At 68.9% G+C, this 26,525-nt stretch carries 30 protein-coding genes; 21 read left to right on the forward strand and 9 right to left on the reverse strand.

Annotated elements, in window-relative coordinates; translation table 11 throughout:
- Positions 1–202 precede the first annotated feature (202 nt).
- Complete coding sequence (locus VEC11_RS11695) at positions 203–328, forward strand: hypothetical protein (RefSeq protein ID WP_464131422.1); 126 nt, start codon at positions 203–205, stop codon at positions 326–328.
- Between the two features lie 53 nt (positions 329–381).
- Here VEC11_RS11695 and tatC read toward each other — a convergent pair whose 3' ends face one another.
- From tatC to VEC11_RS11720, 5 genes are read right to left on the reverse strand one after another with little or no spacing between them, the layout of a single operon-like run.
- Entirely contained in the window at positions 382–1,173 is a 792-nt protein-coding gene (gene tatC, locus VEC11_RS11700) for a twin-arginine translocase subunit TatC (RefSeq protein WP_464131424.1), read from the reverse strand.
- On the reverse strand, positions 1,170–1,655 hold the full coding sequence (gene tatB / locus VEC11_RS11705) for a Sec-independent protein translocase protein TatB (RefSeq protein WP_464131426.1): 486 nt from the start codon (positions 1,653–1,655) through the stop codon (positions 1,170–1,172). Before tatB ends, tatC begins: the two co-directional genes overlap by 4 nt.
- A gap of 27 nt (positions 1,656–1,682) precedes the next feature.
- Positions 1,683–1,952 carry a twin-arginine translocase TatA/TatE family subunit gene (locus VEC11_RS11710; protein ID WP_464131428.1) on the reverse strand — a complete coding sequence of 90 codons (270 nt, stop codon included), beginning with the start codon at positions 1,950–1,952 and terminating at the stop codon, positions 1,683–1,685.
- A 27-nt stretch (positions 1,953–1,979) separates the two neighbouring features.
- Complete coding sequence (gene scpB / locus VEC11_RS11715) at positions 1,980–2,594, reverse strand: SMC-Scp complex subunit ScpB (protein WP_464131430.1); 615 nt, start codon at positions 2,592–2,594, stop codon at positions 1,980–1,982.
- Positions 2,591–3,361: a segregation and condensation protein A gene (locus tag VEC11_RS11720; protein WP_464131433.1), complete on the reverse strand. Its 771-nt coding sequence runs from the start codon at positions 3,359–3,361 to the stop codon at positions 2,591–2,593. The genes scpB and VEC11_RS11720 overlap by 4 nt, the downstream gene beginning before the upstream one ends.
- 181 nt (positions 3,362–3,542) lie before the next feature.
- Between VEC11_RS11720 and VEC11_RS11725 the strand changes: the two genes are divergently transcribed.
- Positions 3,543–4,505, forward strand: coding sequence for an MBL fold metallo-hydrolase (locus tag VEC11_RS11725; protein WP_464131435.1), 963 nt, complete (start codon positions 3,543–3,545; stop codon positions 4,503–4,505).
- Here VEC11_RS11725 and VEC11_RS11730 read toward each other — a convergent pair.
- A complete protein-coding gene (locus VEC11_RS11730) occupies positions 4,502–5,944 on the reverse strand; it encodes a hypothetical protein (RefSeq protein ID WP_464131437.1) in 1,443 nt (480 codons plus the stop codon). The two genes, VEC11_RS11725 and VEC11_RS11730, sit on opposite strands and share 4 nt — an antisense overlap.
- A gap of 148 nt (positions 5,945–6,092) precedes the next feature.
- On the opposite strand from VEC11_RS11730, the gene VEC11_RS11735 reads away from it, so the two are divergent.
- The 3 genes from VEC11_RS11735 to VEC11_RS11745 are packed head-to-tail and all read left to right on the forward strand — an operon-like array spanning position 6,093 to position 8,675.
- Positions 6,093–7,088: a D-alanine--D-alanine ligase family protein gene (locus tag VEC11_RS11735; protein ID WP_464131439.1), complete on the forward strand. Its 996-nt coding sequence runs from the start codon at positions 6,093–6,095 to the stop codon at positions 7,086–7,088.
- A complete protein-coding gene (locus VEC11_RS11740) occupies positions 7,081–7,860 on the forward strand; it encodes an NTP transferase domain-containing protein (protein WP_464131442.1) in 780 nt (259 codons plus the stop codon). The genes VEC11_RS11735 and VEC11_RS11740 overlap by 8 nt, the downstream gene beginning before the upstream one ends.
- A gap of 32 nt (positions 7,861–7,892) precedes the next feature.
- Complete coding sequence (locus tag VEC11_RS11745) at positions 7,893–8,675, forward strand: succinate dehydrogenase iron-sulfur subunit (protein WP_464131444.1); 783 nt, start codon at positions 7,893–7,895, stop codon at positions 8,673–8,675.
- Positions 8,676–8,708: 33 nt separating this feature from the next.
- Here VEC11_RS11745 and VEC11_RS11750 read toward each other — a convergent pair whose 3' ends face one another.
- Positions 8,709–9,194 carry a hypothetical protein gene (locus VEC11_RS11750; protein ID WP_464131446.1) on the reverse strand — a complete coding sequence of 162 codons (486 nt, stop codon included), beginning with the start codon at positions 9,192–9,194 and terminating at the stop codon, positions 8,709–8,711.
- Between the two features lie 69 nt (positions 9,195–9,263).
- On the opposite strand from VEC11_RS11750, the gene VEC11_RS11755 reads away from it, so the two are divergent.
- Genes VEC11_RS11755 through VEC11_RS11775 form a run of 5 tightly spaced genes read left to right on the forward strand, consistent with a single transcriptional unit; the run spans position 9,264 to position 13,133 of the window.
- Complete coding sequence (locus VEC11_RS11755; RefSeq protein WP_464131448.1) at positions 9,264–9,878, forward strand: hypothetical protein; 615 nt, start codon at positions 9,264–9,266, stop codon at positions 9,876–9,878.
- The gene (locus VEC11_RS11760; protein ID WP_464131450.1) at positions 9,878–10,129 is read left to right on the forward strand and encodes a helix-turn-helix domain-containing protein; all 252 of its coding nucleotides are present in this window, start codon (positions 9,878–9,880) and stop codon (positions 10,127–10,129) included. The genes VEC11_RS11755 and VEC11_RS11760 overlap by 1 nt, the downstream gene beginning before the upstream one ends.
- A gap of 47 nt (positions 10,130–10,176) precedes the next feature.
- A complete protein-coding gene (locus VEC11_RS11765; RefSeq protein WP_464131455.1) occupies positions 10,177–10,629 on the forward strand; it encodes a PaaI family thioesterase in 453 nt (150 codons plus the stop codon).
- The gene (zapE, locus tag VEC11_RS11770; protein ID WP_464131457.1) at positions 10,626–11,738 is read left to right on the forward strand and encodes a cell division protein ZapE; all 1,113 of its coding nucleotides are present in this window, start codon (positions 10,626–10,628) and stop codon (positions 11,736–11,738) included. Before VEC11_RS11765 ends, zapE begins: the two co-directional genes overlap by 4 nt.
- 6 nt (positions 11,739–11,744) lie before the next feature.
- Positions 11,745–13,133 (forward strand): RNB domain-containing ribonuclease, encoded by a 1,389-nt coding sequence (locus tag VEC11_RS11775; RefSeq protein ID WP_464131459.1) that lies wholly within the window; start codon positions 11,745–11,747, stop codon positions 13,131–13,133.
- Here VEC11_RS11775 and VEC11_RS11780 read toward each other — a convergent pair.
- A complete protein-coding gene (locus tag VEC11_RS11780; RefSeq protein WP_464131461.1) occupies positions 13,130–14,665 on the reverse strand; it encodes a bifunctional AfsR/SARP family transcriptional regulator/alpha/beta hydrolase in 1,536 nt (511 codons plus the stop codon). The two genes, VEC11_RS11775 and VEC11_RS11780, sit on opposite strands and share 4 nt — an antisense overlap.
- Before the next feature lie 295 nt (positions 14,666–14,960).
- On the opposite strand from VEC11_RS11780, the gene VEC11_RS11785 reads away from it, so the two are divergent.
- The 3 genes from VEC11_RS11785 to VEC11_RS11795 all read left to right on the forward strand — a co-directional run bounded on the left by VEC11_RS11785 (position 14,961) and on the right by VEC11_RS11795 (position 16,978).
- The gene (locus tag VEC11_RS11785) at positions 14,961–15,872 is read left to right on the forward strand and encodes a diiron oxygenase (protein ID WP_464131463.1); all 912 of its coding nucleotides are present in this window, start codon (positions 14,961–14,963) and stop codon (positions 15,870–15,872) included.
- 31 nt (positions 15,873–15,903) lie between these two features.
- Positions 15,904–16,467, forward strand: a complete 564-nt coding sequence (locus VEC11_RS11790; RefSeq protein ID WP_464131465.1) for an OsmC family protein — start codon at positions 15,904–15,906, stop codon at positions 16,465–16,467.
- Between the two features lie 133 nt (positions 16,468–16,600).
- Complete coding sequence (locus VEC11_RS11795; protein ID WP_464131467.1) at positions 16,601–16,978, forward strand: VOC family protein; 378 nt, start codon at positions 16,601–16,603, stop codon at positions 16,976–16,978.
- A gap of 32 nt (positions 16,979–17,010) precedes the next feature.
- Here VEC11_RS11795 and VEC11_RS11800 read toward each other — a convergent pair whose 3' ends face one another.
- On the reverse strand, positions 17,011–17,541 hold the full coding sequence (locus VEC11_RS11800) for a winged helix-turn-helix transcriptional regulator (RefSeq protein WP_464131469.1): 531 nt from the start codon (positions 17,539–17,541) through the stop codon (positions 17,011–17,013).
- A gap of 73 nt (positions 17,542–17,614) precedes the next feature.
- Here VEC11_RS11800 and VEC11_RS11805 point away from each other — a divergent pair, with 73 nt between their 5' ends.
- The 8 genes from VEC11_RS11805 to lpdA all read left to right on the forward strand — a co-directional run bounded on the left by VEC11_RS11805 (position 17,615) and on the right by lpdA (position 26,524).
- Positions 17,615–17,995, forward strand: a complete 381-nt coding sequence (locus tag VEC11_RS11805; protein ID WP_464131471.1) for a VOC family protein — start codon at positions 17,615–17,617, stop codon at positions 17,993–17,995.
- Positions 17,988–18,428 carry a hypothetical protein gene (locus VEC11_RS11810; protein WP_464131473.1) on the forward strand — a complete coding sequence of 147 codons (441 nt, stop codon included), beginning with the start codon at positions 17,988–17,990 and terminating at the stop codon, positions 18,426–18,428. Before VEC11_RS11805 ends, VEC11_RS11810 begins: the two co-directional genes overlap by 8 nt.
- Positions 18,429–18,550: 122 nt before the next feature.
- Complete coding sequence (mdh, locus tag VEC11_RS11815; RefSeq protein ID WP_464131475.1) at positions 18,551–19,513, forward strand: malate dehydrogenase; 963 nt, start codon at positions 18,551–18,553, stop codon at positions 19,511–19,513.
- A 6-nt stretch (positions 19,514–19,519) separates the two neighbouring features.
- The gene (locus VEC11_RS11820) at positions 19,520–20,023 is read left to right on the forward strand and encodes a hypothetical protein (protein ID WP_464131477.1); all 504 of its coding nucleotides are present in this window, start codon (positions 19,520–19,522) and stop codon (positions 20,021–20,023) included.
- A 9-nt stretch (positions 20,024–20,032) separates the two neighbouring features.
- Positions 20,033–20,929, forward strand: coding sequence for a succinate--CoA ligase subunit alpha (gene sucD, locus VEC11_RS11825; RefSeq protein ID WP_464131479.1), 897 nt, complete (start codon positions 20,033–20,035; stop codon positions 20,927–20,929).
- 45 nt (positions 20,930–20,974) lie between these two features.
- The gene (locus VEC11_RS11830; protein ID WP_464131526.1) at positions 20,975–23,764 is read left to right on the forward strand and encodes a 2-oxoglutarate dehydrogenase E1 component; all 2,790 of its coding nucleotides are present in this window, start codon (positions 20,975–20,977) and stop codon (positions 23,762–23,764) included.
- A 16-nt stretch (positions 23,765–23,780) separates the two neighbouring features.
- Positions 23,781–25,034, forward strand: coding sequence for a 2-oxoglutarate dehydrogenase complex dihydrolipoyllysine-residue succinyltransferase (gene odhB / locus VEC11_RS11835; protein WP_464131481.1), 1,254 nt, complete (start codon positions 23,781–23,783; stop codon positions 25,032–25,034).
- 89 nt (positions 25,035–25,123) lie between these two features.
- Positions 25,124–26,524 carry a dihydrolipoyl dehydrogenase gene (lpdA, locus tag VEC11_RS11840; RefSeq protein ID WP_464131483.1) on the forward strand — a complete coding sequence of 467 codons (1,401 nt, stop codon included), beginning with the start codon at positions 25,124–25,126 and terminating at the stop codon, positions 26,522–26,524.
- Position 26,525: the final 1 nt, after the last annotated feature.

Here is a 26,525-nt window from a genome sequence, read left to right on the forward strand (position 1 = left end):
CCCCCCCCCCCCCCCCCCGGTAGCGCGTCCGGGCTCAACATTTTTTGGGCCTTCCCCTTTGAACCTTTTCGGCGCGGATCGTTCCGGCGCGGGAATCTTTGGGCCTGGCGCAGGTGGGCGGAACTGAAGCCGGGGGTGAACATTTACATGGATCAACGGGCCCGGCGCGACCGAGCGTCAGGCTCCGGTTCAGGAGGTTCAGATGAAAAAGCTGTTCGCAATTCTGGCCTTGTCGACCTGCCTGTTCGCCACCGCGGCCTGCAATACGGTGCGCGGTGCCGGCCAGGATCTGGAGTCCGCGGCCAACGCGGTCGATGAAGGAACCTGATCTTTCCCCCAAAGGGTCAGAGGACTGAGGCGCCGCTCTGCGGCGCCTCATTTTTATCCGGCGTCCTTCGGCGCCGCCTTCGCCCGTTTCTTCTCGGTGAACCAGATCGCGATCAGCGAGATTTCGTAGAGCAGGATCAACGGCCCGGCGAGCAGCAGCTGCGAGACGACGTCGGGCGGCGTCAGCACCGCCGCGATCACGAAGGCGACGACGATCGCATAGCGCCGTCCCTTCTTGAGCTGCGCCCGCGTCACCAGCCCGGCCGCCTCCAGCAGCATCAGCAGCACGGGCAGCAGGAAGGCGATGCCGAAGCCGAACAGGAAGCGCGTGGCGAAGGAGAGGTAATTGCCGATGCCCGGCAATGCCTCGGCCTGCACGCCGCCGATATTGCCCTGATAGCTCATCAGGAAATGCAGCGCCAAAGGCATGCAGAAATAATAGGCCAGCGCCGCGCCGCCCAGGAACAGGAAGGGCGTCAGGATCAGGAAGGGCGCGAAGGCCTTCTTCTCCTTCGCATAGAGGCCCGGCGCGACGAAGCGCCAGATCTGGTTGGCGATGAAGGGGAAGGAGACCATCAGCGCGGCAAAGAAAGCGACCTTCAGCTCGGCGAAGAAGGCCTCGAAAATGCCGGTATAGACAAGCCTGCCCTGCCCTGCCGCGAGCAGCGGCTGGGCGAGGAAGCCGAAGATCGGCCGCGCCTGCCAGAGGCAAAAGCCGAAGGCGACGGCGAGCACGACCACGCACCAGAGCAGGCGCTTCCTGAGCTCGATGAGATGGTCGAGCAAGGGCGCCTTGCTCTTGTCGAGCTCGGCCTCCTCGGCGGTCCGGCCGTCAGTGTCGGTCATGCGCCCTCATCCTTGGCGGCGGGCGTTGCGGGCGCGGCTTTCGGGATGGGCGGCGCGGAGCCGCTGGCGAGGCCGGCGCGGCTGCGGCGGGGCGGCGGCTTTGGCCTGTTGTCGTCGACGCGGGCGGCGGACCGGGGCGCCTTCCTGGCCGGGGCGTCCGCCGGCTCGGCCCAGGCCGCGAGGTCGGCGGCGCCCTCCTTGGCCGGCCAGTCCTCCTTGCCCTCCGGCTCGGCCGAGCCCGGCAGCAGCGGATGCTCGCGCATGATCCGCTCGTTGTCCGCCTGCCACTTCTTTTCCATGTCGGCGAGTTCGGACTCGCGGATCATATTGTCGACGCCGGAGCGGAAATGGCGTGCCATGCCGCGCGCCTTGCCGACGAAATTGCCGATCCCGCGCATCACGCGCGGCAGGTCCTTCGGGCCGATCACCACCAGGGCGACGACCGCGATGATCAGCAGTTCGCCGGAATCGATTCCGAACATTGCGCCCTTCCCCGCGAGAGCGGTGGATCAAGCCTGCCGGCGGTCCGCCTCGGGGGCCGGCGACGGCGTGGCCTCGGGGGCGGCGGCAGCCGGGGGCGCCGGCGCGGCGGGCGGCGCGGGCTCGGCGCTCAGCCGGCGCTGCTCGGCCTGCTCGTCCTCGCTCATGCCCTTCTTGAAGTTCTTCAAGCCCTTGGCGACGTCGCCCATCATGTCGCTGAACCGCCCCTTGCCGAAGAGGAGCAGGACGACAAGGCCGACGATCAGCCAATGCCAGATGCTGAAACCACCGCTGAACATTCAGATTCTCCCAATGCGGCGCTGAACCTAGGCCTGTTCGGCGTCAGTTTCCAGTTCCACCTCGTCGACCTCGTCATCGGCGGCGTCCAGACCGAGCCGTTCAAGCGCCGTGTCGACCGGATCGAGCAGCCCCGCCGCCCTGAGATCGTCGATTCCCGGCAGGTCACGGCGGCTCTTGAGCCCGAAATGGGAAAGAAACTCCTGCGTCGTCGCATAAGTGAGCGGCCGGCCCGGCACCTCGCGCCGCCCGGCGGGGCGGACCCAGCCCGCCTCCATCAGCACGTCGAGCGTACCCCTGGAGATCTGCACGCCCCGGATCGCCTCGATCTCGGCCCGGCTGACCGGCTCGTGATAGGCGATGATCGCCAGCGTCTCGATCGCGGCGCGGCTGAGCTTGCGGCTCTCCTCCCGCTCGCGGCGGAGGATATGGGCGAGGTCCGCGGCGGTCTGGAAATGCCAGCGCCCGCCGCGCTCGACCAGCTCGACGCCGCGCCCCGCATAATGGCCCTGCAATTCGGCGAGCGCCGCCTTCACATCGACGCCCTCGCCGACATAGAGCGCGATGTCGGCGGCGCTCATCGGCTCGGCCGCCGCGAACAGGGTCGCCTCCACGGCGCGCAGATCGTCGGCAAGCTCGATCATGCGGCCCTCACGTAGAGCGGCTCGAACACGCCCTCCTGCTGCAGCGAGACCTTGCCGAGCCGGGCCAGCTCCAGCGTGGCGACGAAGCTCGAGGCCAGCGCCGATTTGCGATATTCGGGGTCCTGCGTGGCCGGCAGGAAGGCCTCCAGCCGCGTCCATTCGAGTTTCGTGCCGATCATCGCCCCGAGCCGGTGGATCGCCTCGTCCAGAGTCATCACCGGCCGCCGCGCGATCACATGCACGCTCGGCTGGGTACGCGCGCGAACGATGCCATAGGCGGAGATGAGGTCGTAGAGATCGGCCTGCCAGGCGGACTTGCGCACCACCCTGAGCCCTTCCGGCGCGGCGCGGAGGAAGACGTCGCGGCCGATCCGGTCGCGGCCCATCAGCCTTGCGCCGGCCTCGCGCATCGCCTGCAGGCGCTGCAGCCGCAGCTGCAGCCGCATCGCCAGCTCCTCGGGCGAGGGATCGACGGTCGGATCCTTGGGCAGCAGCAGGCACGACTTCAGATAGGCGAGCCAGGCCGCCATCACGAGATAGTCGGCCGCAATCTCCAGCCGGAGCTTCTTCGCGTCGGCGATAAAGGCGAGATATTGCTCGACCAAAGCGAGGATGGAGATCCTGGCGAGGTCGACCTTCTGGCTGCGCGCCAGCGTCAGCAGCAGGTCGAGCGGTCCCTCCCAGCCGTCCAGATCGAGCGTCAGCCGCTCGGACTCCGCGACGGCGGCGCCTGCCTCAAGCTCGAATTCGTCGTCGGATTCGGTCATTCCGGGAGAGCCTAGGGCCCGCGCGAGGCGAAGTCGAAGGCGAAAGCGGACTTTTCCACAATGTTCGGATCGGGCGCGGCCCGCCGCTCGTCGAAGCGCCGACGCATTTGGCCGAAAGCGCCGTTCGGCTTGAAGCCGGGCCGCCTATGCCGGATGCGGGGACAGACTGGGGGAGTGTGCCATGCGTCCTGTCGCCATCATCCTCGCCGCTCTGCTCTGCCTCGGAGCCGGCGCCTCGGCCGCGCCGGCGCCGACCGGCTGGCACCTGATCCCCGGCCAGGTCGATCCCGAGGGCCGCAAGGGGCCGGACGGGAACAGCGTCTTCCTCGACGCGCCACAGGGGCTGATCCTCGTCGATACGGGCCGCCATCCCGAGCACAGCGCCGCCTTGCTCGCTTATGCCCGCCAGCGCGGCCGGCCGATCGCGGCGATCGTCAACACCCACTGGCATCTCGATCACAGCACCGGCAACACCGAGATCCGCGCCGCTTTCCCCAACGCGCCGCTCTATGCGAGCAACGCGATCGAGGGCGCGCTGACCGGCTTTTTCGTCGAGAGCCGGCGGCGCACCGAGGAGGCGCTTGCGGCCGGACAGATTCCGGAGAGCGCCCGCGCCGAGGTCAGGCGCGCCTTCGAGGTGATGGACCATCCCGAGCGGCTTCGCCCGACCCGGCCGGTCACACGCTCCGCCCTGCAGAATATTGCCGGGCGCCGCCTGCAGGTGAACCTCGCTGCCTACGCCGCGACCGAGGGCGACGTCTGGCTCTACGATCCCGCGGCGCGGCTGGCAATCGTCGGCGATCTCGTCGTCGGGCCGGTGCCGTTCATGGACACGGCCTGCGCCGAAGGCTGGCGGGCGGCGCTCGACCGGATTGCGGCGACGCCCTTCACCACGCTCATCCCCGGCCATGGCGCGCCGATGGACCGCGCCGCCTTCCTCGCCTGGCGCGCCGCCTATGGCGCCCTCGTCGACTGCGGCCAGTCCCAGCGGCCCCGCGCGGAGTGCATCGCCGGCTGGCGGCGGGACGCCGCGCGCTTCATCCCGGCGGGCAGCGAGGGCGTCGTGGAGCGATTGGCGGGCTATTATATCGACAGCCGGCTGCGCTCCTCGCCCGGGGAGCGCCAGCGCTACTGCCAGCATTAGACGACCGCGAGCAACGCCTCGCGGATCGCCGCCATGTCGGCCTCGAAGCGCGCGGCGAGCGCGGAATCGTCGAGCGCCGCCGCGTCCGCGACCTGCCCCATAGCCAGGCCGATGCGCAGTGTCGCGCCCCAGCGGCCGTCGGCCAGGCGCACGCATTTCACCGGCTGGCCCACGCGCACTCCGGCCAGCGCCATCGTCTTGTGCCAGGCCTGGGCATCCTCGAAGCTCGCCCCGCCGGCCCTGAAGGCCGAGAGATCCAGCGTGGAGAGCGTGCGCATCTCGACCGGATGGGTGTCGGCATCCTCGACGTGGCCGGGCGGATAGGGCGCGACGCGGCGCGCCGCCGTCTGCTCCACGATCTGGCTGCGCACCGCGGCATGGAAGGCGAGGATGACGCGTTCCACCGTTTCGGCGGGCAGCGCCTGGAAGCGCTCCAGCTCGAACAGGCTCGCCTCCAGCCGGAGCAGCAGGCCGATATTGACGTTGTCCGGCAGGATCTCGCTGCCCGGCCAGTCGGCCGGCCATTCGGCACGGCGGAACAGGGTGGCGAGGCCTTCGGGCAAAGCCGGCGCCTGGGCGGCGAACGCAGGCGGGACCAGGGCGAAGCCGCTGAACGGCGGGCCGCCCATGAATTTGGAGCCGGTGATGAAGACGATCGCGTCCCGCGCCAGATAGTCGGCCACCGCCTCGCGGGTGATCCGCGCCTGGCAGGCGTCGACGACCAGCGTCGCATCGCCGGTCAGCCGGTCGACGTCGGCGAGCGAGGGCAGGATCAGGCCGGTTTTCGAGCCGTGGACGATATGGAGCAGGCTGTGCCGGCTCGCCGCGCGCGCCGCCGCGATCGAGGAGAGCATCCGCTCGGTGATGTAATGCGAGGGCCGCACCCGCCCCATCCGGTCGCGAACCGGGATGTCGACCAGTTCGACATGGACGCCGCCAAGTCCCGGCACCGGCTCGCCGGGCGCGGTCGCGACGCCGAGCGCCGTCTCCTTCGCATGGTAGAGGCCGTGCGCGCTGTGGATGCAGCCCGAGCCGACCTCGTCGGCGCCGAGCAGCACGGCATGGGTGCCGGCGGGCGCGCGTCCGGCCACGCAGGCGAGCGCAACGAATTCCAGATCGGTGCCCGAAGGCGCGAAAACGATGCGGACCTCGTCCGGCACGCCATAAGCGGCGCGGATCCGCCCGCGCATCGCCTCCAGCCGCTCGGCATAGACCTGGGCCGGGGGCGCCGCGCCGACCTCGGCCAGCACCGCTTCTGCCCGCCGGTAGGCGGCGGCGCTGATGTCGTTGGCCGTAGAGGAGGCATAGGCGACGAGGTCGCGCGGCCGCGGCGCGCTGTAATAGCGATTGAGGCCGGTTTCGGGGTCCAGGACGATGCGGGAGTCGCAGCCCCCGGTCATGAGCTGGGCCGCGTCCGGCTTGTCAACGCAAACTGTCATCAATCCTGCTGCTACCTTGCACGCGCCTCCCCGGGCGACTAACGGCGGTCAATATCGGCTGGAGCGGCAAGGGAACAGGGGCCGCCCGGCATTTTTTGTATCAGAAAGTCGCATGCCGCCCGTCTCCGCCTCCCCGATCGAACCGCGCGTGATCCCGGCCGAAGCCAGGGAAAGGCTGCGGATCATGTTCATCGCCAAGCACGCCAAATGGGGCGGCGGCCTCCATCCCGACGACGGCAATCACGCGCTCTACCATGTCGAGACGCGCGAGGTGCTCGAGGGGCTCGGGCTGAAGCTGGCGCTCGAGGACAATTACGAGGCGCTGTTCCACCGGCCCGAGGTCGACTTCGTCTTCCCGTTGCTGAACCGGGGCGGCTTCCTCAACAGCGAGATGATGCTGCCCTTGCTCTGCACGCGGCTCGGCCTCCCCTATCTCGGCGCGACCCCGATCCTGAGAGGCCTGGCCGACGACAAGCATCTCACCAAGATGGCCTGCGTCGCGCGCGGCGTCCCCACCGCGCCCTGGACGATCTACCGGCGCGGCGCCCCGGTCGAGCAGGCGCGCTGCCCGGCGGGCGGGCGCATGGTGATCAAGCCCAACGCCTCGTCGGCGAGCTGGGGCGTGCAGGATGCGCACGACTGGGCCGGCGTCGAGGCCGCCGTCGCCGACATTCACAGCCAGGGCCATGACGCGATCGTCGAGCCCTTCCTCAACGGCAGCGACGTCGAGGTCCCCGTGATCACCGTCGACGGCGCGCCGGTGGTGATGCCGATGATGCTGTTCGAACAGGCCGACCCGACCCATCTAAGGACCTATTACGAGAAGCGCGACCTGGTCGAGCGGGCGAGCAAATATGAGCTGGTGCCGTTCGAGGATGAATCGGTCATGCCCCGCATCGCCGAGCTCACGCTGGAGATGGCCGAGGAATATCGGCCGTTCGATTATGGCCGTTTCGAGTTCCGCTACGACGCCTCGACCGGCACGCTCAACTTCCTCGAGGTCAACCTGCAGGCCAATCTCTGGTCGCAGAAGGTCTTCGGCCGCTCGGCCGTCCGCGCCGGCCTGACCCAGTCGCAACTGATCGAGACCATCCTTTACGAGGGCCTGCGCCGCCATGGCCTGCTGGAGGCCCCCAATGGCTGAGCGCGTCACGATCATCATCCTCGCCGCGCAACGCGGCGGCCGGCTGGACCCGCTGGCCGCCGAGGCGGGCGTCACCCACAAATGCCTGGTGCCGATCGGGGGCCTGCCCTTGCTCGCCCACGTCCTCTCCGCGCTCGGCGAGGTGGGCGACATCGACTCGATCCGCATCGCGGTCGAGGACGGCGCGGCGGACAAATTGAAGCCGATCGCCGCCTTGTCGGGTCTGCCGGTCGCCTTCGTGACCGCGGCCGACAATATCGCCGACAGCGTCTACCGCGCCGCCGAGGGGGCGGCCGGCCCGGTCGTCGTGACCACCGCCGACAATGTGCTGCTGACCGCCGCCGCGGTCCGCCAGGTGATGGCCTCGCTGGCGGACGGCGAGGATGCGGTGCTCGCGCTCGCCCGCAAGGAGGACGTGCTCGCCGCCCATCCGCAGGGGCAGCGCCGCTTCTACCGGTTCAAGGACGGCGAATTCTCGAACTGCAATCTCTACGGCCTGTCGCAGCGCGGCCTGAAGCTGGCCGAAACCTTCCGCGAGGGCGGCCAGTTCAAGAAGAACCCGATGCGCATCGCCCGCGCCTTCGGCTTCTTCAACCTGCTGCTGCTGCGCTTCGCCTGGGTCAGCCTGGCCGGCGCGATGCAGCGCATCGGCAGGCGCTTCGGGGTCCGCGCCACCGCGGTGGTGCTGGCCGACGGCGCCCATGCGATCGACGTCGACAACAAGCGCACCTACGAGATCGCCGCCGAGCTTCTCGACAGGCGCGCGGCGTAGCGCTATCGCCCTCTGCGCGAGGTAGAGAGCGAATGGCCGAATTCACGCTTCCGAAGAACAGCAGGATCCGGAAGGGCAAGCAGGTTTCCGCACCCGCCGGCGCCACGCGCACCAAGAAGTTCAAGATCTACCGCTACGATCCCGACAGCGGCGACAATCCGCGCTACGACACGTTTGAGGTGGACCTCGACAGCTGCGGCCCGATGGTCCTCGACGCGCTCATCAAGATCAAGTCGGAGCAGGATCCGGGCCTCACCTTCCGCCGCTCCTGTCGCGAGGGCATTTGCGGCTCCTGCTCGATGAACATGGCCGGCAAGAACGGGCTCGCCTGCACCACCGCGATCGAGGATCTGAAGGGCGAGGTCCGCATCACGCCGCTGCCGCACATGGACGTGATCAAGGACCTCGTCCCCGACTTCACCCATTTCTACGCGCAATATGCCTCGATCGAGCCCTGGCTGAAGACGAAGACGCCGACGCCGTCTGGCAAGGAGCGCCTGCAGTCGCCGGACGACCGCGCCAGGCTGGACGGCCTCTACGAATGCATCCTCTGCGCCTGCTGCTCGACCTCCTGCCCGTCCTACTGGTGGAACAGCGACAAGTTCCTTGGCCCGGCCATCCTGCTCCAGGCCTATCGCTGGCTCGCCGACAGCCGCGACGAATATGCGGGCGAGCGGCTCGACGAGCTGGAGGACCCGTTCCGCCTCTATCGCTGCCACACGATCATGAATTGCGCGAACGTCTGCCCCAAGGGCCTGAACCCGGCCAAGGCGATCGCCGAAACCAAGAAGCTGCTGCTCGAGCGCGCGGTCTGACACGCCGGGGCTGCCGCCCCGGCGCGATCATCGTCACCTGTCGTCCAGGGGAATCATGTCGGCGGCCATTCGGGCCCAGTCCGGCTGGTCGTCGGTCTCCCCGGCGAGCTTGCGATAGACCAGTTCCGCCGCCCGCAACACGATCGCCAGCAGATTGACCCGGCCGCAGCCATAGGGCGTGCCCACGGTTGAGCAGCCGATGCCGCCGATGTCGATCACGTCGCTCGCCGCCATCGCCTCGCCGCGCACCCGGTCGCCCGCCCGGCGCGGCTGCGGCCTGACCCTCAGCGACGCCCCGCGCGCGGGCCGGCCGCACACGACGATGTCGTCGGCAAGGGCTTCGGCGCAGCGCGCGGGCAGGCCGAAGCCGGACGCCGGTGCCGGCTCGACGCCGGGTCTGAGGGTGAAATCCACGCGGATCAGGCCGGCGCCCGCGGTGGTGGCGGATGCCGGGAATGGCAGGAGGAGCATGACGAGAAAGGCCGCTGCAGCCCCGGTCCCGATCACCTTCACTGCCATGGCCCGGTCCTTTTCCTACGGCGATTCTTCTTATATGATAGCAAAATCTTTCTGTAAAACGGCAATAATATGACCCAGAAGATCAAGAACCGCCGCTTCCGCCTGGTCGCCTCCTGGATGATGAGGCTCTGCTTCGTCATCAGCGTCGGGCGCCTGCTCGCCGGCTTCGCGCCCGCGATCGAGCCCGCGCTGACCACGGGGGAGATCAATTGCGCCTCCTTGAGCTGCGTGATCGACTATGATCCGCGGCGATTGCTCGCGCGGGCCGGTGGGCCGGCGTTCAACGCCGATCCGCATCGCATCGAGCAGGTCGTCTCCACGCCGCAGGCGCGGTCGCTCATTGCCGGCGCGGGGGTGATTGTCGCCATCCCGTCGGCGCTGATGTTCCTCGCGCTTGGCTTCGCCTTCCGCAACATGCGTGCCGGCTCCGGCTTCGTGCTGGCCGCGCGCTGGCTGCGGCGCGCGGCCTTGTTCGCGCTGCTGGCGGTGCTGCTGGGGCCGGTCGCCTCGACGATGATCGCCACCGCGCTGTCGCCGCTGAGCGCCGGCAGCCAGCAGCTCATCATCTTCTTCGATTTCCCGCAATTCCTCTGGGGCCTGATGGTCGCCGGCAGCGCCTGGGTCGCGGTCTGGATCCTCGAACAGGCACTGGCGGCGCGGCGCCGGCTCGAAGAGATCGTCTGATGCCGGTCGTCGTCGACCTCGATGTCGTCATGGCGCGCCGCAAGGTGCGTTCGAACGAGCTCGCCCGCGCCATCGGCATCACCGAGTCCAACCTGTCCCTGCTCAAGTCGGGCAAGGTGAAGGGCGTGCGCTTCAGGACGCTGGCCGCCATCTGCCGCTATCTCGAATGCGAACCCGGCGACGTGCTGGGCTACCGCCGCTCCGACGCGGACCTCGCCGCGCCACCGGATGATGATGGTGACGACGACTGATGCCGGCGGTCGCTTGATCCCGGCTGCAATCCCCGCCATCGGGAGATATGGACGTCCACCCGCTGATCGATCACCGGCCCGACGCTGACCATCCCGGCTGGTGGAGCTGGGCGGTGAAGACCGAGGGTCGGTTCAACGAGGTGATCGGCAGATTGCTGGTCCGCGAGGCGGGGCCCGGGCGGGGACAATGCCGGATGTTCCCGGAGGCCGGCCATTCCAATCTCGGCGACATGGTGCATGGCGGGGCGATCCTGACCTTCATCGACATGGCCTTGTTCGCGGGCGGACGGATGGCAGGCGCGGACGTGACCCGGGCGGTGACGCTGGACCTTTCCACGCGCTTCCTTTCGCCGGGAAGGATCGGGGTGCCGCTCGACGCCGAGGTGGAATTGCTCCGCGAGACGGGGCGGCTGATCTTCCTGGACGGGCGGGTGACGCAGGACGGCGAGCTCATCGCTTCCTTCACCGGCGCGCTGCGCAAGGCCGCCCGCCGGCCGTGACGGAGGTCGCCGACCGCTATGCGGCGCTGGTCGCGGCGGGGGAGCTTCGCCCCGATCCGGACCAGGAGGCCGCCGTCCGCATCCTCGACGAGTTGGCCGAAGAGCTCGGCGAGACGAAGAGCCGCGGCTCGCTGCTCTGGCGCCTCGCCGGCCGGATGCAGGACCCGCCGGCCGGCGTCTACATGTGGGGCGGCGTCGGCCGCGGCAAATCCATGCTGATGGACCTCGCCTATCAGTCCATCCCCTATGCGCCGAAGCGCCGCGTCCATTTCCACGAATTCATGCTGGAGGTGCACGAGCGGCTCCGTGCCGAGCGGGCGAAGGAGGAAGGCGACCCGATCCCGCCCGTCGCCAAGGCGATCGCCGACGAGGCGAAATTGCTCTGCTTCGACGAGATGGTGATCAACAACAGCGCCGACGCGATGATCCTCTCCCGGCTCTTCTCGCAGCTGCTGGAGGCGGGCGTCACTGTCATCACCACCTCGAACCGGCCGCCATCCGATCTCTATCTCGGCGGGCTCAACCGCGAGCTGTTCCTCCCCTTCATCGCGCTGATCGAGCGCGAGCTGAAGGTGGTGCCGCTGAACGGACCGACCGACTACCGGCTGGACCGGCTCGGCGGCATGCCGACCTGGTACGTGCCGAACGGGCCGGAGGCGACGAGGGCGCTGAGCGAGGCCTTCTTCCGGCTCACCGACTATCCGGTCGAGGACCGGGCGAAGGTGCCGACCGGGGAGCTGAAGCTGCCTGGGGGCCGTACCCTGCACGTGCCGAAGAGCCTCAAGGGGGTCGCCGTCTTCTCGTTCAAGCGGCTGTGCGGCGAGGCACGGGGCGCGAGCGACTATCTCGCCGTCGCGCGCCATTATCATACGGTGATCCTCGTCGGCATCCCGAAGATGGGGCCGGCCAACCGCAACGAGGCGGCGCGCTTCGTCACCCTGATCGACGCGCTCTACGAGCATAAGGTGAAGCTGCTCGCCGCCGCCGACGCCGAGCCGCAGGACCTGTATCTCGCCGGCGACGGCGCTTTCGAGTTCGAGCGCACCGCCTCGCGTCTGATCGAGATGCAGAGCGAGGATTATCTGGCCAGGGGCCATGGCGAGGACTGAGCCGGCGTGGCCCTGAAGACGCTCCGCGATCCCGATGCGGTCCTCGCCGGCGGCCTCGCGGCGATCCGCGACCAGTATCAGGTGCCGGGGGGTTTCCCGCCCGCGGTCGAGGCGGCGGCCGCCGCGGCGGCCCAGAGGCCGCTGGACGAGCATGCCGACCGCACGGCCCTCCCCTTCGTCACGCTCGACCCGGCCAGCGCGACCGATCTCGACCAGGCCTTCACCATCGAGCCGGCGGGCAATGACCTGCTGCTGCGCTATGCCATTGCCGACGTCGCCTGGTTCGTGCGCGACAGCGATGCGGTCGACGCCGAGGCCTGGCGCCGCGGCGCCACGCTCTATCTGCCCGACGGCAAGGCGCGGCTCTATCCGGCGGTGCTGAGCGAGCAGGCCGTCAGCCTGCTGCCGGACGGACCGCGCGCCGCCATCATCTTCGCCGTCCGGGTCGACCCCGACGGCAGGGCCAGCCTCGACGGCGCCGAGCGGGCCATCATCCGCAGCCGCGCAAAACTAGCCTATCGGACGGTGACCGACGCCGACCTGCCCGCCGGCTTCGCCGAGCTCGCCACGCGCGTGCAGGCCGCGGAACAGAGGCGCGGCGCCGCCCGCGTCGATCCGCCGGAGCAGGAGGTCGCCCGGGAAGACGGCCATTACCGGCTCGTCTTCCGCACCCGCCATCCCTCCGAGGACCGCAACGCCGCGCTGTCGCTCGCCGCCAACCTCGCCATTGCCGAGGCGCTGCTCGCCCGGCGGACGGGCCTGTTCCGGGTGATGGCCGGGCCGGGCGAGCGCGCGGTCCGCCGGCTGCGCTTCACCGCCCGCGCGCTCGGCATCGCCTGGCCGGCGGACCAGTCCCTGGGAGATGTGGAGCGCGGCCTCGACCCCGCGGACCCGAAGCAGGCCGCCTTCATGACCGCGATCCGCCGCGCCGGCACGGGCGCCTCCTATCTGCCCTGGCAGGAGGGCGTGACGCCGTGGCACGCGGCGCTCGCCGCCACCTACGCCCATGCCACGGCGCCGCTCCGCCGCCTTGCCGACCGCTATGTGGTGCAAGCCGCGCTTGCGATCGCCAATGGCCGACCGGTGCCGGACACCGTCGGCGACGCCTTCACCCGCCTGCCGCAGGTCATGGGCCGGGCCGACGCCCGCAGCGGCCAGATCGAGCGGGCCGTGATAGACCTCGCCGAGACGGTGATGTTGCAGGAGCGGATCGGCGAGGATTTCGAGGCGGTCGTCACCGATCAGGACGAGCGCGGCGCCCGCATCCAGCTCAGGGACCTGCCCGTCGTCGCCCGGGTCAGCGCGCACCGTGTCGAGCCGGGCGAGACGATCCGCGTGCGGCTGACCGCCGCCGATCCCGAAACCCGCCGCCTCGCCTTCCAGCGCATGGCCTAGGCCAGGAACTCCTTCGCCGCCGCCAGGAATTTCGCCCAGCCCGGCTCCTCCTCCATCAGCAGGTGATTGGGGCTGTCGATCGCCATGAAGCGCGCGCCCGGGATGCGGGCGGCGATGCCGCGGCCGGCCTCGAACGGGACGACCGCGTCCAGGGTCGTGTGCGCCACCAGAGTCGGCGCCGTTACCTGGCCGAGCAATGATCGCACGTCGATCCGCGAGAGCACGCGCTGCAGCATCTCCGCATTTTCCGGCGAGGTCGTGATCCGCTGCAGCTCGTTGAACCAGGCCTGCTGCTCTTGGCTCGAATGGGGCAGGAAGAGCGAGGTGAACATCTGCCGGAAGGCGGGATTGTCGAGGCCCCAGCCCTCGCGGGTGAGATCCAGCATCGCCTGCCGCCGCGCGACCTCCGCCGGCGTCGCGCGGGTCCGCCAGCCCGCCGCATAGCCGCCGTAGACGATCAGCCGGCGCACGCGGTGCGGGTGGCGCACCGCATAGGCGATGGCGACGCTCGCTCCCTGCGAGATGCCGAGCATGTCGAACCGGTCCAGCCCGGCCGCATCCACCACGCTCGCCAGGTCGTCGACGAAGGCGTCGAAGCTCAGCAAGGCGTGCCAGTCAGAGAGGCCGTTGCCGCGCTCGTCGTAGCGCAGCAGGCTGCGGTCCTCGGAGAAACCGGCGATCCAGTGCCGCCAGACCGGACTGTCGAAATCGAACTCGAGATGGTTGAGCCAGTTGGCCGCCTTCACCAGCGGCGGCCCCTCGCCGACGATCGAATAAGCAAGGCGCGCGCCGTCGCTGGCGCTGCAGAAGCGGATATGCTGGGCGAGCGGCTCCGCTTCCCCCGCCTCGCGCGCCGCCGCGACGCTGCGCAGCTCGGCCGGGACATGGGCACCGCCGTCCTGCATCCGGCGGACGGAGAGGTCGCGCTGCTGCTCGGCCTCGGTGCCCCGCCCGGCGGCGTCGAGCAGGCGCACGAGCGTCGCCGCGGCGTCGGCCGAGGCGGGATCGAGCTCGGCCCAGGCGCGCGCGTGGGGGAGAAGATCGTCGGGCGGCAGGTCGCGCGCGGTGAGCTCCGCGCAGACCGCCGCCTGCCAGCTGCGCACGTCCCCGCGCTGGGCGATGCACCAGGCGGAGAAGCTGTCGCAATTGGCCAGCTCCAGCCCCTCGAGGAATTCGCCGCGCCTGCGCGCCAGCCTGTCCAGCGCGGCCGGTCCCGCCCGGCCCAGGCCGCGTTGCGCCTCGCGAAGCTCGTGCCAGTCGACCGTCAGCGCGGCGAGATCTAGCCGCGCCGTCTCCCGGTCCGCGACCACGGCGTCGCCGAGCAGCCCGCGCAGTTTGGAGAGGCTCCAGCGCAGGGCGCCCTTCGGATCGTCCGGCATTTCCCAGAAGAGCTGGCAGAGCCGCTCGCGCCGCTCCGGCTTGCCGCTCACCGCCAGGTAGGCGAGCAAGGCGCGCGTCTTGCGCGAGGCGGGGAGCGGCAGCGGCCGGCCGTCGCGGAGCAGCGCCATCGGTCCGAGCAGCCGAAGCTCCATGTCGCCCCCTGTAACAGCGAGCGTGGAAAGTAACAGGGCCGCAACGACGGCGCAATTCACACGCTCGTTACCACGCTCCTTCCCACAGTCGCCCGCCATTGCCCGCCCATCGCGGCCCGGTCGGCCGCACAGAGGAGGAGAAAGACAATGTTCCGCAATCAGTCGGGCTGGGCGCAGTTTCTCAGCGCTTTCGCGGCGGTGATGTTCGCCGGCCTGTCCTTCGGTGCTGCCGTCCCGCCCATCGCGTGACGGCGGCATCGCCCCAACCAGATTTAAGAATCCAGGGAGAGAATTCATGTTCCACGACTTCAACTATCCGTCGATCCTTGCCGCCTCCTCGCGGGGCGCCTGGGAGATCGAGGACGTCATTCCGAACGGCGCCCGGCTCGATTTCACCCGGCCGTTCATGCCCGAGGCGCTGGCCCGCACCGCCGGCCTTGAGGGGCTGAGCGACGAGGAGAAGCGCATCCTCAACCAGATCCGCGGCCATGATTATCTGAGCATCTTCGGGCTGGTGGAGGAGTTCATCCTGCCCTTCATCCTCGACCATGCCCGGCCGCAGCTGAACGGCGACGACGCCCGCGTCCGCGCCCTGCTGAACTTCGCGTCGGAGGAGGCCAAGCACATCCACCTGTTCAAGCGCTTCCACGCCGCCTTCACCGCCGACTTCGGCCATGAGTGCAAGGTGATCGGCCCGGCCGAGGCGGTCGCGGCCGAGGTGCTGCGCCACGATCCGCTCAGCGTCGCCCTGGTCATCCTGATGATCGAGTGGATGACGCAGAGCCATTATGTGGACAGCGTCAGGGACGACCAGGACCTCGACCCGCTGTTCAAGAGCCTGCTCCGCCATCACTGGATCGAGGAGGCGCAGCACGCCAAGCTCGACACCCTGATGGTCGAAGCGCTGGCCGAGGGGCGGAGCGCGCAGGAGCTGGCCTCGGCGATCGACGGCTTTTTCGCGATCGGCCTCTATCTCGACGCCGGCATCCGCAAGCAGGCCGAGCTGAACCTCGCCGCGTTCGAGCGGGCGGTCGGCCGCACGCTCGCCGACGAGGAGCGCGAGGCACTGGTCGGGCAGCAGCACCAGGCGCTGCGCTGGACCTATCTCGGCTCCGGTCTGGTCCATCCGAAGTTCCGGGCAACGCTCGGTGCGATCTCGCCCGAGGGCCTCGCCCGCATCGACGAGGCCGCCCCTGCCTTCGCCTGAACAGCCACTTCGCAACCCAGGGAACAATCCAATGACCGACACCATGACCCGCAACATCGTCAACGATCTCGACGTCGACGCGCTGACCCGGATGGTCGGCGAGATCGCCGCCGATCCGAGCAAGGCTCCGGCCCGCTTCGGCGTCACCACGCGCTGGACCGGCCAGACCCGCTCGGAGAGCACCTGCCACACGATCCAGGTCGGCGGCGAGAAGATCGACCGCAGCTTCAGGATCGTCGCGGACGAGCCCGAGGAGCTGCTCGGCGCCAACAGCGCCCCCAACCCGCAGGAGCTGCTGCTCTCCGCGCTGAACGCCTGCATGACCGTGGGCTATGTCGCCGGCGCCGCGGTGCGCGGGATTACGCTCACCCATCTCGAGATCGAGGCCTCGGGCGAGCTCGACCTGCGCGGCTTCCTCGATCTCTCCGACGCGGTCGCGCCCGGCTATCCGGTGATCGACTATATCGTCCGCATCGCCGGCAACGGCACCCCCGAGCAGTTCGAGGAGATCCATGCCGGCGTGATGGCGACCTCGCCCAATTACGACAATATCGCCCGCGCGATCCGGATGAACGGCCGGCTCGAGCTGGTCTGACGAAACTGTCCGCCCCGATCCCCGGGAGCACCCCCTTGTCCCGGGGACAGCCCCGCCCGGCGTCCCCCCGCGCCGGGGGGGAACCTGTTCGTCTAACCTGCATTAGCCCTGCGGCAATCGCAGGAGGATCATCATGCTTGGCACCAGCAAGGCCGTCGCCAATCTCGCGACCAGGGACCTGGAGAAATCGCGCCTGTTTTTCACCGACACGCTCGGCCTGAAGGAGGTCAGCCGGGAAGGCGACGAGCTGATCACCTTCGCCAGCGGCGACAGCAACCTCAACGTCTACCGCTCCGAATTTGCCGGCACCAACAAGGCCACCGCGGTGACCTGGGAGGTGGACGATATCGATGCCGAGGTCGCCGCGCTGAAGGCGAAGGGCGTGACCTTCGAACATTATGACATGGAAGGCCTGGAACTGGACGGCGACGTCCATGTCGGCGAGGGCATGAGGATCGCCTGGTTCAAGGACCCGGACGGCAACATTCTCAACATCGTCGAAGATGCCTGACCGATAGCTCATCCCCGTGCCGGGGAGGAGTTTCAGCGCATGGCCGCCGCCAGTTCGCGCCCGCGGCGCGTGAGGCCGTAGATTGCGACCGGCGGGAATTCGTCCTCCAGCGCGCGGTCGACGAGCTCGACCTGCAGCATCTGCTTGAGCGTCAGCGAGAGCGCACGCGGCGTGATCGGGCGGAGCGCGCCCCGCAGGGTCGAGAAGCGCGCCCGGTCCGCGTCGAGCCGGGCGATCAGCGGCAGCGACCAGCGCGGCAATTGGTCCGGCGCCAGCCCCAGCCGCTCCCGCTGTGCCATCACCCCCTGGCAGAAGGCGGCGACCGGTTCGCCCGCGCGGGTCAGCACATATTCCGGGCGGAGCGGATGGCCATGGCCCGGATTGCGGATCAGCCAGCCCGCCTCCTGCAGCGCGGCGAGGCTCGCCGCCAGCACCGAGCGGGAGAGGCCGAGCCGCGCGAGCATCACCGCGAAGCGCGAGCCCTGCTCGTCGGCCAGATGCCCGAGCAGGGGCACCAGCCAGCGCCCCGCGGTCAGCCTTCTCAGATTCTCATCGCCGATCATCCCCTCTTGCTACCATCGCCGAAAAGTATATGCGATATAAAAATAGAACCTAAGCACGATTCGGGAGGGCGAGATGGGGATCACCTATGACGGCGGGCTGACCTGTTCCTGTGGGGTCACCGACATGGACCGGGCGATCGCCTGGTATCGCGACGTGCTCGGCTTCGAACTGCTCTACCGGATGGAGGACATTGCCTGGTGCGAGCTGAAGACCGGCGTCGAGCGGGTCAATATCGGCCTCGGCGTGCGCGAGACGGCCGGCGGCGCCGGCGGCGCCACGCTCACCTTCGGCGTCACCGACATCGAGGCGGCCAAAGCCGAGCTGGACCGGCACGGAGTCCGCCAGGACGGCCCGATCCGCGACATCCCCGGCATGGTCCGGCTGCTCACCTTCTTCGATCCCGACGACAATGCCCTGATGTTCTACCAGGACCTGATGGAGACCCATGGCTAGTCCGCTCCACGCCGCCCTCGTCCTCGCCGCGGCGCAGGCGCCCGCGCCGAACCTTGCGGAGCTGGCCTGGCTGCAAGGCAGCTGGCGCGGCGCCGGGACGATGTTCGGCCGGCCGAGCGAGGCGCGGCTGGAGGTCCGTCCGGCCTTGGGCGGCCGCTTCCTCGAGCTCAGCTGGCGCGCCGGTTCGTTCGAAGGCCGCGCTTTCTACCGCCCCGTCGGCGAGGGCCATTGGACGGCGGCCTGGTTCGACAACCGCGGCATCAGCTTCCCGATCGCGGCCGTAGCGACCGGCCGCAGCTTCACCGCCGACTGGGGCAGCGCCGAGACCGAGCAGGGCCGCACCGTCTACCGCCTGCTCCCCGACGGCCGTCTGCAGGTCACCGACAATGCCGGCGGCCGCGATTTCGCGAGCCATGTCCTGACCCGCGAGTAAATTCCCGCGCCATCCCCATCGGCGGTTGCCCCCCGCGCGCGAGGGGTCTAAGCGGCCCGGCATAGACGGGCTGCGTCCGCGGCCCCTTCGCTTTAGTCCTGATCAGACCGGGGAGGGCCCACATGGCTCGCAAGAAAATCGCGCTTATCGGTGCCGGCAATATCGGCGGAACCCTGGCCCATCTCGCGGCGTCGAAGGAGCTTGGCGACATCGTCCTGTTCGACGTGATCGAGGGCGTGCCGCAGGGCAAGGCGCTGGACCTTTCCCAGTGCGGCCCGATCGAGGGCTTCGACGCGAAGATCATCGGCTCGAACGACTATAAGGACATCCAGGGCGCCGACGTGATCATCGTCACCGCCGGCGTCGCCCGCAAGCCGGGGATGAGCCGCGACGATCTGCTCGGCATCAATTTGAAGGTGATGAAGGCGGTCGGCGAGGGCATCAGGAACAACGCCCCCGACGCCTTCGTGATCTGCATCACCAATCCCCTGGATGCGATGGTCTGGGCGCTCCGCGAATTTTCCGGCCTGCCGCACGAGCGCGTGGTCGGCATGGCGGGCGTGCTGGACAGCGCCCGCTTCAGCCACTTCCTCGCCGAGGAGTTCAATGTTTCGGCGCGCGACGTCACCACCTTCGTGCTGGGCGGCCATGGCGACACGATGGTCCCGATCGTCCAATATTCCACCGTCGCCGGCATCCCGGTCCCCGACCTGATCAAGCAGGGCCGCTCCACGCAGGAGCGGATCGATGCGATCGTGAAGCGCACCCGGGGCGGCGGCGGCGAGATCGTCGCCCTGCTCGGCACCGGCTCGGCCTATTACGCGCCGGCGACCAGCGGCATCGCCATGGCGGAAGCCTATCTGGGCGACCAGAAGCGCCTGCTGCCCTGCGCGGCCTATGTCGAAGGCAAATACGGTCTGGACGGCCTCTATGTCGGCGTCCCCTGCATCATCGGCGCCGGCGGCGTCGAGCAGATCGTCGAGATCGCGCTGGACGACGAGGCGAAAGCCAATCTCCAGGTCTCGGTCGACGCGGTGAAGGAGCTGCTCGTGGCCTGCAAGGCGATCGACGGATCGCTCGCCTGATCGCTAATGCGGAGCAGGCTCCTCCTTCTCGGCGCCGCCGCAATTCTGTGCCCGGCCGCGGCCGGCGCGCAGCCCACACCCGCTGAGTCGCGCCTGATCGCGGCCTTCACGACCATCTGCCTGGAGCATATGGGCGATGCGGCGGCGCAGAGGGTGACGGCGGCGGCCGCGCCCTGGACCTTCGTGACGGACGGCGCCCCGCTGGACAACGGCCTGGTGCCCTACCGGTCCGGATCGACCCGGCTGGGCATCGGCGAGGCTCTCCAAGCATGCACGCTTACCGGCGAGATGGAGCCCACGGTCACGCTCGCATCGTTCCTTTCGGCCCTGACGGCGGCGGTCGGAACCGATGAGGGCCAGCCGCTCGACGCGAATTCCCGCTACTGGCTGATCGCCGGCAACCGCGACGAGGAGCAGGTGCTCTCGCTGAAGGTATCCAACGAAACCGGCCGCAACCTGGCGACGCTTTGGGTTCAGCGCAGGGCGCCAGCGTCACAACGAAGTCATTAAGGAAGATCAATGTCCATCCTCGTCAACGCGTCCACCAAGGTCATCACCCAGGGCATGACCGGCGACACCGGCACCTTCCACACCCAGCAGGCACTGGCCTACGGGACGAAGATGGTCGGCGGCGTCACCCCCGGGAAGGGCGGCTCCACCCATATCGGCCTCCCCGTCTTCGACACGGTCGCCGAGGCGGTGCAGGCGACCGGCGCCGACGCCAGCGTGATCTACGTGCCGCCGCCCTTCGCTGCGGATTCGATCCTCGAGGCGATCGACGCCGAGGTGCCGCTGATCGTCGCGATCACCGAGGGCATTCCGGTGCTCGACATGGTCAAGGTGAAGCGCGCGCTCTCCGGCTCGAAGTCGCGGCTGATCGGGCCCAACTGCCCGGGCGTGCTGACCCCCGGCGAATGCAAGATCGGGATCATGCCGGGCAACATTTTCCGCAAGGGCAGCGTCGGCATCGTCAGCCGCTCGGGTACGCTCACCTACGAGGCGGTGTTCCAGACCTCCAATGCCGGGCTCGGCCAGACCACGGCGGTCGGCATCGGCGGCGATCCGGTCAACGGCACCAACTTCATCGACGTGCTCGAGCTGTTTCTCGCCGACGACGCCACCGAGTCGATCATTATGATCGGCGAGATCGGGGGCTCGGCCGAGGAGGAAGCGGCGCAATTTCTGAAGGACGAGGCCGCGCGCGGCCGCCGCAAGCCGGTCGTCGGCTTCATCGCGGGCCGCACCGCGCCGCCGGGCCGGCGCATGGGCCATGCCGGCGCGATCGTCTCGGGCGGCCAGGGCGGCGCCGAGGACAAGATCGCGGCGATGGAGGCGGCTGGAATTAAGGTGTCTCCGAGCCCATCTGAGCTGGGAAGCACGCTCGCTGCGCTTTTGAACGGGAAAGAACTCGTCTAGAGGCGCGGCCAACGCATTGCCCATGGAAGGCGAAACGACTTGAACATGTACGACGGCGAGCGGGAGCAGGGCCCAAGCTGGGCCCGCGCCAATTGGCCGGTGACCGAGCTGGACGCGAACAATGCGGGGCTCGACCCTACCTTGATGTCGATCGAGGCGGTGGCCTCGAAGGCCAGGGCTGCTGCCGCCGCCACGGGCGCATCCGAGGCGGAGATCGAGCAGGCCGCCAACGACAGCATCTGCGCGATGATGCTGATCCGCACCTACCGCGTGCGCGGCCATCTCGCCGCCGACCTCGATCCGCTCGGGCTCGTCCAGCGCGAGCTGCCCGCCGAGCTGACTCCCGAATTTCACGGCTTTACCGGCGCCGCGCTCGACCGCGAGGTCTGGATCGGCGGCGCGCTCGGCATCCAGAAGGCGACGGTGCGCGAGATCGTCGAGATCCTCCGCCGCAATTACTGCGGGAAGCTCGGCCTCGAATATATGCACATCAACGACCTGGAGGAGCGGCGCTTCCTGCAGGAAAGGATGGAGGGCCGCGAGGCGGAGATCCGCTTCACGCCCGAGGGCAAGCAGTCGATCCTGACCAAGGTCGTGCAGGCCGAGCAGTGGGAAAAGTTCCTCGCCCGCAAATATGTCGGTACCAAGCGCTTCGGCCTCGACGGCGGCGAGTCCATGGTGCCCGCGCTCGAGGCGGTGATCAAATATGGCGGCCAGTTCGGCGTCTGCCAGATCGTGCTCGGCATGTCGCACCGGGGCCGGCTCAACGTCCTCTCCAACGTGATGGGCAAGCCCTGGCGCGTGATCTTCTCCGAATTTGCCGGCGGCTCGGCCAATCCCGAGGATGTCGGCGGCTCGGGCGACGTCAAATATCATCTCGGCACCTCGTCGGACCGCGAGTTCGACGGCATCAGGGTCCATCTCAGCCTCGTCCCCAATCCGAGCCATCTGGAGGCGGTCGACCCGGTCGTGCTCGGCAAGACCCGCGCCGAGCAGATCGCGCGGAACGATCCCGACGGCTCCGAGGTGCTGCCGGTGCTGCTGCACGGCGATGCCGCCTTTGCCGGCCAGGGCATCGTCTCCGAATGCTTCGGCTTCTCCGGCATTCCGGGCTACAATACGGGCGGCTGCATCCACTTCGTGATCAACAACCAGGTGGGCTTCACCACCAGTCCGCAATTCGCCCGCTCCTCGCCTTACCCGTCCGACGTCGCCAAGGCCGTCCAGGCGCCGATCATGCACGTCAACGGCGACGATCCCGAAGCGGTCACCTTCGCCTGCAAGCTCGCCATCGAGTTCCGCCAGAAGTTCAAGCGCGACATCGTCATCGACATGTGGTGCTACCGCCGCTTCGGCCATAACGAGGGCGACGAGCCGAGCTTCACCCAGCCGCTCATGTACCAGGAGATCCGCCAGCACGCGCTCGTCTCCGAGCTCTATGCGGCGCGGCTGGAGAAGGAAGGGGTGATCGAGGCCGGCTGGGTGGACGGCGAGATCGCCGCCTTCACCACCCAGCTCGAATCCGAGTTCGAGGCCGCCAAATCCTATCTGCCCAACAAGGCCGACTGGTTCGAAGGCAAATGGGCCGGCCTGCACCGGCCGCAGGAGGCGATCACCGAGCGGCGCAACGTCGGCACCGGCGTCGGCGAGGAGACCTTGCGCGAGATCGGCCGGATCCTGACCACCATCCCCGGCGACATGGTCGCGCACAAGACGCTGCAGCGCGTGATCGACGGCCGGCGCGAGATGTTTGAGACCGGCGAGGGCTTCGACTGGGCGACCGCCGAGGCGCTCGCCTTCGGCACCTTGCTGCGCGAGGACCATCCGGTCCGCCTGTCCGGCCAGGACAGCGGCCGCGGCACGTTCAGCCAGCGCCACTCGGTCTGGGTCTGCCAGAAGGACGGCCACAAATATATCCCGCTGACCCAGGTCGGCCCGGCCCGCTTCGAGGTGCGCGACAGCCCGCTCTCCGAGTTCGGCGTGCTCGGCTTCGAATATGGCTGGTCGCTGGCCAGCCCGCAGACGCTCGTGCTCTGGGAGGCGCAGTTCGGCGACTTCGCCAATGGCGCGCAGGTGATGATCGACCAGTTCATCGCCGCCGGCGAGGCCAAGTGGCTGCGCGCCTCCGGCCTCGTCCTGCTGCTGCCGCACGGCTATGAGGGCCAGGGGCCGGAGCACAGCTCGGCGCGGCCCGAGCGCTTCCTGCAGCTCTGCGCCGAGGATAACATGCAGGTCGCGAACTGCACGACCCCGGCCAATTACTACCACCTGCTCCGCCGCCAGATGCACCGCGACTTCCGCAAGCCTTTGATCGTGATGACGCCGAAGTCGCTGCTGCGGCACAAGCAGGCCGTGTCCAGCCTCGCCGACTTCAGCGGCGACAGCCACTTCCGGCGGATCCTCTCCGACCCGAACGCGCCGGCCGACAAGGACGTGCGGCGCCTCGTCCTCTGCACCGGCAAGCTCGCCTACGAGCTGCTCGAGGCGCGCGACAAGGCGGGGGACAGGACCACCTCGATCGTCCGGATCGAGCAGCTCTATCCTTTCCCCGGCGAGGCCCTGCTCGCGCGCCTGCAGCGCATGACGAACCTCGAGCAGGTGGTCTGGGCGCAGGAGGAGCCGCAGAACCAGGGCTATTGGACCCATGTCGAGCCGAGGCTCGAGCGGCGGCTCGGCGAGGCCGGGCTGACGCCGAAGCGCCCGGTCTATGCCGGCCGCCCGGCCTCCGCCTCCCCTGCCACCGGCCTCGCCAGGCGCCATATGGCCGAGCAGGCCACCCTGATCGCCGCGGCGCTCGGCCATGCCGACAACGCCGAGCAACGCAAAGCCAGCTAAGACCGGAAAGAGAGACATGGCCACCGAAGTCAAAGTGCCGACGCTGGGCGAATCGATCACCGAGGCGACCCTGGGCTCCTGGCTGAAGCAGCCCGGCGAGGCGGTCGGGCAGGACGAGCCGATCGCCAGCCTGGAGACCGACAAGGTCGCGGTCGAGGTGCCCTCGCCGGTCGCCGGGACGATGGGCGACCAGCTGGCCGCCGTCGGCGACACCGTGGCCGTCGGCGCGGTGATCGCCACCGTGAATGCCGGCGCCGCCGCCACGCCCGCCAACCCGCCCGGCCCGGGCGAGACGCCGGAGCCGAAAGCGGAGGCGGCCGAGGCGCCCGCGCCTGCCGCCGAGGAAGGCGAGGGCTCGAACCTCACCCTCTCTCCCGCCGTCCGCCGGGTGGTGCTGGAGCATCATCTCGATCCGTCGAGGATCAAGGGCACCGGCAAGGACGGCCGCATCACCAAGGACGACGTCCTCGCCGCCGCCGAGACGCAGAAGGCGCCGGCCGCACCCGCCGCGCCTGCCCCTGCGCCTGCGCCGGCGCCCACGCCCTACACGCCGCCGGCCCGCACCGGGGAACGCAAGGAAGAGCGCGTCCGCATGACGCGCCTGCGCCAGACCATCGCCCACCGCCTGAAGGAGGCGCAGAACACCGCCGCGCTGCTCACCACCTTCAACGACGTCGACATGACGGCGGTGATGGAGGCCCGCTCCAGGTACAAGGACCTGTTCGAGAAGAAGCACCAGATCCGCCTCGGCTTCATGGGTTTCTTCGTGAAGGCGGCCGTGCTCGCCGCGCGCGACGTGCCGACGGTCAACGCCTCGATCGAGGGCGAGGAGATCGTCTACCATCATTATGTCGACGTCTCGGTCGCGGTCTCCGCGCCCAACGGCCTCGTCGTCCCGGTGATCCGCGACGCGCAGGACCTGGGTTTCGCCGAGATCGAGAAGACGATCGCCGATTTCGGCCGCCGCGCGAAGGACGGCACGCTGAAGCTGGAGGAGATGCAGGGCGGCACCTTCACCATCTCCAACGGCGGCGTCTTCGGCTCGCTCCTGTCGACGCCGATCATCAACCCGCCGCAGAGCGCCGTGCTTGGCATGCACCGGATCGAGGAGCGCCCCGTGGTCCGCGACGGCCAGATCGTCGCCCGGCCCATGATGTATCTCGCGCTCAGCTACGACCACCGCCTGATCGACGGCCGCGAGGCGGTCACCTTCCTCGTCCGCATGAAGGAAGCGCTCGAGGATCCGACGCGGTTGCTGATTGATTTGTGATTTCCACCGTCACCCCGGCGGAGGCCGGGGTCCAGGCAGAGTCAGCATGGATGCCAGCCTTCGCTGGCATGACGAGAAAGAGGTAGAAGATGGCAGACGACAACAATTTCGACGTGATCGTGATCGGCGCCGGGCCGGGCGGCTATGTGGCCGCGATCCGGGCCGCGCAGCTGGGGCTCAGGACGGCCTGCGTCGAGAGCCGGGAAACCCTTGGCGGCACCTGCCTCAACGTCGGCTGCATCCCCTCCAAGGCCCTGCTCCACGCCTCCGAGCTGTACGAGGAGGCGCATAGCGGCGCGCTCGCCAAATGGGGCGTGAAGACGTCCGGGCTGGAGCTCGACCTCGACGCCATGCACGGCTCGCGGCTGGAGGCGGTGGGCGGCCTCACCAAGGGGGTCGAGTTCCTGTTCAAGAAGAACAAGGTCACCTGGCTCAAGGGCCATGCCAAATTCACCGCCAAGGACGCGATCGACGTCGCCGGCACCGCCTACAGGGCGAAGAATTTCGTCATCGCCACCGGCTCCAGCGTGATGCCGCTCCCCGGCGTCGAGGTCGACCATGACAGGATCGTCGATTCCACCAGCGCGCTGGAGCTGAAGCGGGTGCCGAAGACGATGGTCGTGATCGGCGGCGGCGTGATCGGGCTGGAGCTGGGCAGCGTCTGGCGCCGGCTCGGCGCCGAGGTCACGGTCGTCGAATTCCTCGACCAGATTCTCCCCGGCATGGACGGCGACGTCCGCAAGGAGGCGCAGAAGATCCTGAAGAAGCAGGGCTTCGCCTTCCGCACTTCGACCAGGGTCACCGGCGCCAGGGCCGGCAAGAACGGGGTCACCCTGACCCTCGAGCCCGCCGCCGGCGGCGCGGCCGAGACGATCGAGGCGGACACCGTGCTCGTCTCCATCGGCCGCAAGCCCAACACCGACGGCCTGGACCTCGACAAGGCCGGCCTCGCCACGAACAAGCGCGGCCAGATCGAGGTCGACCATGACTTCAGGACCTCGGTCCCCGGCATCTACGCGATCGGCGACGTCGTCCCGGGCCCGATGCTCGCCCACAAGGCGGAGGACGAGGGCATCGCCGTCGCCGAGATCCTCGCCGGCCAGATCGGCATCGTGAACCACGACGTCATCCCCTCGGTCGTCTACACCATGCCCGAGATTGCCGGCGTCGGCCTCACCGAGGAGGATGCCAAGGCCGCCGGCCATGAGGTGAAGGTCGGCAAGTTCCCGATGCTGGGCAACAGCCGCGCCAAGACCAACAAGGAAGGCGAAGGTTTCGTCAAGGTGATCGCCGACGCCAGGTCGGACCGGGTGCTCGGCACCTGGATCATCGCCTCGGTCGCCGGCACGATGATCGCCGAATGTGCCCTCGCCATGGAGTTCGGCGCGACCAGCGAGGACATCGCCTACACCTGCCACGCCCACCCGACCCATTCGGAGGCGGTGAAGGAAGCGGCGATGGCGGTGACCGGCAAGCCGATCCACATCTAGC

Origin of the sequence: Allosphingosinicella sp. (genome assembly GCF_035626655.1) — a bacterium.
Lineage (GTDB): Bacteria > Pseudomonadota > Alphaproteobacteria > Sphingomonadales > Sphingomonadaceae > Allosphingosinicella.